Source organism: Anaerobiospirillum succiniciproducens DSM 6400, from assembly GCF_000482845.1.
Classification (GTDB): domain Bacteria; phylum Pseudomonadota; class Gammaproteobacteria; order Enterobacterales; family Succinivibrionaceae; genus Anaerobiospirillum; species Anaerobiospirillum succiniciproducens.
The window spans coordinates 47,046-54,043 of record NZ_AXWV01000026.1 but is presented as its reverse complement, the minus strand read 5'-3'; the positions used below and the strand labels follow the sequence as shown (position 1 = coordinate 54,043).

Annotated in this window: 4 protein-coding genes; all 4 read right to left on the bottom strand. The window is 41.5% G+C overall.

Features of this window, described 5'->3' with window-relative positions:
- Positions 1–233: 233 nt before the first annotated feature.
- On the bottom strand, positions 234–2,216 hold the full coding sequence (locus H524_RS0104640; RefSeq protein ID WP_027939378.1) for a transposase: 1,983 nt from the start codon (positions 2,214–2,216) through the stop codon (positions 234–236).
- Positions 2,217–2,515: 299 nt separating this feature from the next.
- A complete protein-coding gene (locus H524_RS14310; RefSeq protein ID WP_052338916.1) occupies positions 2,516–2,746 on the bottom strand; it encodes a hypothetical protein in 231 nt (76 codons plus the stop codon).
- Between the two features lie 278 nt (positions 2,747–3,024).
- Complete coding sequence (locus H524_RS0104630; protein WP_027939377.1) at positions 3,025–5,058, bottom strand: hypothetical protein; 2,034 nt, start codon at positions 5,056–5,058, stop codon at positions 3,025–3,027.
- Between the two features lie 267 nt (positions 5,059–5,325).
- A complete protein-coding gene (locus H524_RS16410) occupies positions 5,326–6,519 on the bottom strand; it encodes a glycosyltransferase family 2 protein (protein ID WP_052338915.1) in 1,194 nt (397 codons plus the stop codon).
- Positions 6,520–6,998 lie beyond the last annotated feature (479 nt).

Sequence of the window (6,998 nt, the reverse complement as noted above, 5' to 3'; positions counted from 1 at the left end):
CACTTGAAAAAATACTTTATGATTTCTGGTGCACATGGAGCATAACGAGCATCATAGCTTTCAAGCTCATAGCAATCAGGAAAAGTAGCCTTTATAAACCTGTCCCTGTAAGCTATTTCCAATTTTCTTTTGCTTAAGTAAACTTTAAGCAAATCTTTGAACTCTCAGAATGCAACCGAAGTGTCTGCAAAGTTCTGACAGTTATCCTGCGCTTGCAAAGATATCATAGTTTTCTATGGCCAAAGAGTTTTCGGATTTGTATTCTTGCGCATAGCAGGATGTTTTTGACCATTAGGCATTGGTCCTATAAAGTTCCTCTTGAAATGGCCACTTATCTTGTTTGAACTGCCACTAGGACGGCCTCTTCCTCTTTTAGGTGCGTTTGGGTCTATCAAGCCGTTCTTAATCGCCTCAATGGTTTTCTTGTTTAGGCTGCCTTTTGGTCGTCCGCGACCTCTTTTAGGAGCATTAGGTACTATAAGGCCTTGTTTCATAGCCTCGATAGTTTTCTTGTTTAGACTGCCTTTTGGTCGTCCTCTGCCTCTTTTTAAGCCGCTATCCTTTGCAGTTTCATTACCATCTGACACTATGGTTTTATGAGCTTGAGCCTCTGAGATTGCATCGACGTTTTGACATGCATCGTTTTGCTTGTCTGTGGTACGAGTTGGCAGTGACTCAACCTTGCTACTTTGCGCTTTTGACTCACGAGACTTTGGAAGTTTAGTGAGTTCTCCAGAAGGGTCATCAACTAAACCAAGCCTTGCCATAAGTGTAAATGAGGCATTTGATGCAGGCAAAACCCAGTGACCATCATCTATAAAAGCTTTAGCAGGGGCATTGACCTCCCTGTAGACATCTCTAAGTTCAGACATTCTAGAGGCAAATGTCGAACCGTCACTGCCGTAAAGCTTATCCATATCATTCATGGCATTTCTTAACTTGCATGCTATGAGCATTGCTACAAAGTTAATGAACTCATTACCAATAACAGATTCACGTGATTGAGCCTTAGTAATATCGAGGTCTAATGTGTTCTTGTATAAGTCGAATATGGTCTCTAACCACCATCTATTCTCGTAATGACTGAGAATGTCTAGAGGCGATAAGTCAAGATCCGACTCATACACAATCATTCCCATCTTAAGAAGCTTTTTTGAGTACTCTTCTCCATCGAAAGTACCATTGTTCTTAAGTCCTTTATGAATCATGCCACTCTGTTCTAACGATGCTCGCGACATATCTCTTATGCTAAAGAGGTACTTACCATTAGGCAAAGATACCTTCTTACAAAGGACATTCACGCCACTAGACAATGTTGCGCATTGTTCATATGAACACAAGTCAAGCTCATCAATCACCTTGGCATTGCATCTGTACGGTGAGATGTAGTGCAGATCAGGGTATTGTTCAATGAGATCCCTAATCTTACTTACAGGAAAGCCTTTATCACAAACAAGAATGCCTTTGGTGACGTTGTTGCTCTTAATAAAGTCTCTGAACGCTTTGTAGTCAAGCATGTTGCCTTGGTAAGCTTTTGAGCAAATTACCTCCTGCATATCGTGGCTATATGCATAGATTACAGAGTTTTCTTTATGATCTTTAAGGTGTGTCTTAGCAGAATCTCTAGAGAGATCATTATTGCCAGTATCTTGTTTAATGACACCATCAATAAAGATATTCTGGTTCTTTGCAACATGAGCAAGTCTGCAGCCATAGAAGCTCTTATGAGCTTGTGTGCACATGCCAAGATGCTTTATGAACTCAGATACCGCATTCTTTGTGAGTCCTATGCAAGGATAGAAGACAGATAAAAATGACCCCTGACTTTTTGAAAGGTAACGATTACAAGCTATACCTGGATCAATTACTCTCAATGAGGCAATGGTCATAATGCGGTTAGCATCTTCAGGATCGAAGCATAAGAGCAAGTCTTGATGAATATCCTTACACTTGTTTGCCACGAACGCCGGAGCGCCATACTGCATAACTGAGCGAGAGTTATGTGTTAGTAGCTTTTTCTCTTCTTGTCTTGGAACATACGCACCATCGATTATGTATCCAATGACTTTGCCATTCCTTGGTCCAGAGTAGTTTCCTTTTGAAGTCTTGTAGCCAGCCCTTTCTCTAACAAGATAACGCTTAGCTCCTTTGGATTTTGAGTCAACAACAACCGTGTTTACTGGTCTGCTAACTGCTCTTACATGCTCTGGTACCACGGTTTAATCACCTTTTAACTACAAGAAAATAATCAAGGTGTGTTTTAGCTTACGATAGTTCATATTCAAACCTTTATGAACTATATTTAACAACTATATATACACAAATTAAACACCACAAATCGTTATTTTACAGAACTTGTTTTGTAGTAATCTAATGGTGCTCTATTCACATAGTTCATAAACTTAGAACATTGTTATTTTGACTAAATCACTTGTTTATGCAGCCATAGCCTAGCTAAATTAGTAGCCACGGCGATCGCTGGTACCAAGCTTATATGGCAGCTACCAGGGTTTAATTAATAGCCACGACGCTCGTTGGTACCACGCTCACCAGTGTATGGGTTGGTATTGCCCTCAGTAGACCAATTGTTATCATAGCTATTGTCAGGTGCAGAACGATAGTGGCCACGTACTTGAGTGCCGTCTGAGCGGGTATAGCCGTTAACATACACGTCTTTTGCCTGAGCGTTCAGAGAAAATGACATTGCAGCGATAGCAAGACCTAAGAAAAATGCTTGTTTGATCATAACGATTACTCATGTGTTGATGCAGATATCCGATGCACAAGAAGAACAATTAACAGATATCTGGCGATTTTAGAAAAGATTGACGCTTTGTCTAAGACTTAGAAAGTGAGTGTATTGAGATCACTGTAAATCTGCTCTTTGCGCCAAAATGTTCTTTAAAAATTAGTCTTGGATATATTGTGGATCTTTCCCCATGTATTTACAAAATACAGTGGTAAAGAGGATATCTACTAGCCTAATGGGCCCCATTGTAACAGGCAAGCTTTATCTTAAGCTGCTCAGTTACGAGTCAAAAGCCAATCACTCACTATTGTAGTTAGATGGGTCTTCATAAAACGGGGGGCTTTGAGTGCACTGATATCAAAACACTTTAGGATGTGTTTAGTACGGCTATCTAAATGAGCATCTACTTTAAATGGCTCTAGTATGCCATCGCCAACAAGTCTGATACTCTCAAGCTGCTCAAGTGCTTTAGTAGCATTTAAGCATTGCTCAGTGTGATCTTTGATAGAACGTTGTATTTTAAGCTTGCTATTTATGTAACTTTCAAGCAAAGAACTTAGCATGCGTACTACACAAGAGCCAATCACAGCCTTTGGAATGACGCCAGATTTTAAACTTTGCTTTAGCAATAATTGAGGCAGCTTAATGACATTTTGCGTCTTTGTAAGACCATAGTAGCTATCGAACGCCGTTAAAAAATCCATACTGCTATCAGTGATAATGCATCTAAAGCCATGCTGATATGCTTGTAGCGATTCAATGATATTTGCGTTCTTAATGAGGCCAGCTTGTTCTTTTTCAATCAGGCCAAGTGCTTTAATCGACTCATCAAAAAACAAATGGCAAAAACGCACTTCACCAAATAAAACTTGGGCTCGAGTTATGCCATGAATATGTGGCAAATCTGCTCTTAATGGATCCTCTAAGCTAAGCAAATCCTCGCCATATTTATTGATTAGATCAGTAATCACATTAGAGCGTGCATCACAGTAGCAAACTATATTAAAGCCATTTGCCTCTAATTCCTGAATGTGCTTTGCACTATAGACGCCTTTATCCATAAATACTGTCTGTCTAGAGCAATCGTAGTCAGGTAGCTTCTTGGCAAAATCAAGTGTGGACTTCAAAGTTGGCTGATATGTCGGATACACGTTTAATTGCACTGGTAGGCCGTCATAAGCTCTTCTTGCAACAAGTGCATGCATAGAGTTTTTACGAATTGTCCTATATTCACCAACGTTTTGAATTATGCTCAGATTTCCTGGGCTCTGAGTATAGTCAGACATATCAACGGTGATGACTAACTCATCTAAGTTCTTAAGATCAGTGGTAAGACGATGACATAGAGGCTCTTTTAGATCAAAGATAGTATCTTTAAGCCAATTAGCAATTAGCTCCTTTTTTACGCACCCTAGGCCTTGAGAAAATAGATAATGCTCATGAGCATATTCATCAAAGTTATAATCGCAGCCTTGCGCGGTAAACAAACTATAAGCTGCAAGATCAATAAGCTCCTCATAGCTTATCTCTTCAGACACATCAGCATGTATCATCGCGCGTTTGATACTATTCTCAAGATTGAGCTCATCTAACACTTTAGCTAAGAGCGCATGAGGGCCATACTTCAGATCGTGTTGCTCCCTTGCCTCATCAACTTTTTCACTGATTACAGTCGGAGCATTGCTACTATCCTTCACTGATTTTGGTAAGGTATTAGCGCTATTAAGAGATGGCCAGAGAGTGTCAGCTACTATCCTAGGAGTGTTAGCCGTCTTAGTCTTTGATATTGCAGTTGCAACAGTTTGAGCACTTGTATCTTGAGCAGAGGATAGTGCAGTAGCTTGGGCGATTGAAGCTTGATTTTGCGCACCGGCTATTGCTGCAGCTTGGGCTCCTGATGCGGTATTTTGCGCTTCTGTAGCTGTCTTTTTAGCACTTTTAGCTTTCTTTTGGGCTGCGATCTGAGCGGCAGTAGTGCCTTCACCCTTTTTGCTGCCGCGAACAAAGCCTTCTTGGCAAAAGGTATATGCTGTACTACGTGAGATGCCTAAAGCCTCTCCAATATCAGAGAATTTAAGTCCCTGCTTGCGCAACTCTCGAGCTTTGAGCACCACAGTGTGATCGTGCATAGGCACAATAACCCTAGGCTTTTTACGCGGCTTTCGTGCCTCAGTGCTATTAAGTAACTCACCCCTGCACATAGCTTGAGCAGTACTATTGGCCATACCAAGAGCCTTAGCAATTTGACCGAATGATGCTCCAGCCTTGCGCATTTCACGTGCTTTTAGAACAACACTTTGATCGTACATAATCTTGCCCTGATCCTTACAGCCAAACCATACGTGAGTGCAATTATTACCCCCAAGTCTACTCTAGAATATACCACCTAACTAAGGCTAGCATTAGCATTTTTGATCTTTGCACCAGCATAATAGCCTTGAGGCAAGAGGTAGAAGTCTCAATAACAGCCCCGTTCTTGAGGTAGCTTACTTGTCTCTATCATCCGCTGTGGAAGGCGCATTGATTGAGGCTGTTACCTAATCTTGGCTGTTATCTAATCCAGTATGATACTATCTCTAGTCTGATACCTTCTTATCGGCTGATGCCGTCTTCTGGCCAGATGCCTTATCCTCGTGTGCTTTGTAGCCGTATGGATCATCACGATCAGAAAAGCTTGCAGCCATGAGTGAGGCAAAGCCGCCTTCTGCAAGTGGAATCTTAGCCTCGTTTTTAGTTGAGTTCTCACTCTTGCTCTCTTGGCTATCTGTGCTGTGGCGACTACTCTCAGGACTATAGTATGGGATGCCGCTAGCACCTGAGATAGCATCGACGCCTAAGGCCTCAGGTGATATGGATGTTGGCTCATCGATAAGTTTTGCTAGCAACATAGCATCCGTTTCTTCGGAGTTGATTCTCGATGGTTTTTGCTTGTGGTACAAAATGCCTTTAAAGTGTAGTGGTAGATTCAGCATAAACACAGTATGCATCATGATCAATGCAAGCTTGTCTGATAGCGTGCTGCTTACCTCTGCATTCGCTATGTATTTAACTTTAGTATCGATATAGTCGATGATAAGACCTCGACGGTAGAGTTTTATCAAAATATCGATATCAAAGCCAACTCTAGGCCTAAAGCCATCCTCCTTAAGACAAGCGACTGTGCTTGCGACAGGATAGACTCTAAAGGAGCAAGTACAGTCCTTAACTGCTAAGGTTAAAGTCTCAAAGGCCGCCATAAAGTTATGGAGTTTACTTCCAACTATCAATGAGAAAGGAGTTTTCTCATCATATTGAGGATCGCCTGAGATTACAAACGGAGGGAAGCGCAGTGACCTTAAAATCAAGGCCTTAATATCCTCAAAGTCATAGCGCAAATCGGCATCTAACTCGATTGCATGGGTATAGCCTTGCTCTAATGCATAGAAAAGGCCCTGTGCAATAGCATAACCTCTACCCTGTTGCTCAGGGTAAGATACCAAGTGCACTTTAGCTTTTGCATTGCGCCCAAGTACACTCCAGTCAAGCGCTTGTGCATTTGCACCTGCAGCATCGTCCTCTACTTTTGCATGTGTTGGCGCTGCACTTGCCTTGGCAGTATTTGAATAATAATCGTCGCAAGCGGCTTTAATAGCAGCACGCTCTTGCTCGGAGTTACCATCATCTACCAAGATTACAGGGAAGTTATATTGCCTGATAGCCTCAAGCAAAGTAGCGACATTATTGCTATTGCGACAAACTGGCACAACGAAACAGAACTTTTGGTAGGCCATAACTAATCCCTATCTTTTCTGATCTGTACTAATCTCAATCATGATTAGTAACACTGAGCTTGCACAACGCCACTTGCCTCAAGCCGATGATGTTAAAGTCTTTGATTATTTTGCTGCGTGAGCTTACAGCTACATCACAACCTATCTTAGAACCATGCTCATACAGGCACTGCTCAGATTATTAGCTGTTAGTGCTGAAAAACTCAACAATTAGCACTGAAATGTCATAAGTTGATCAAGACTTTTGTATCTACATTGAGAGCTTTGCTCATTAGAGCAGCATATTCCTGTCGTGCTCTTTTAGTTATGGCTAATGCTTTTGGTTTTGGTTTTGCGCATAGTCTCTTTTGATAAAAATCGGGGCGTTGCTTGCGCATCCACTTTTTTCAATCATGACGACGCTTTTGTCTCAGGTCATGCAGCTTTAACTTAAGAACGATCCATAATGTCGCATCGAAATAGTCTTCGCCTATTGCTTT

What these genes read in the sequence shown, in the direction of transcription:
- H524_RS16410 (WP_052338915.1), bottom strand. Translation starts at nt 6,519, where the DNA reads ATGGCCTACCAAAAGTTCTGTTTCGTTGTGCCAGTTTGTCGCAATAGC.
- H524_RS0104630 (WP_027939377.1), bottom strand. Translation starts at nt 5,058, where the DNA reads ATGTACGATCAAAGTGTTGTTCTAAAAGCACGTGAAATGCGCAAGGCT.
- H524_RS14310 (WP_052338916.1), bottom strand. Translation starts at nt 2,746, where the DNA reads ATGATCAAACAAGCATTTTTCTTAGGTCTTGCTATCGCTGCAATGTCA.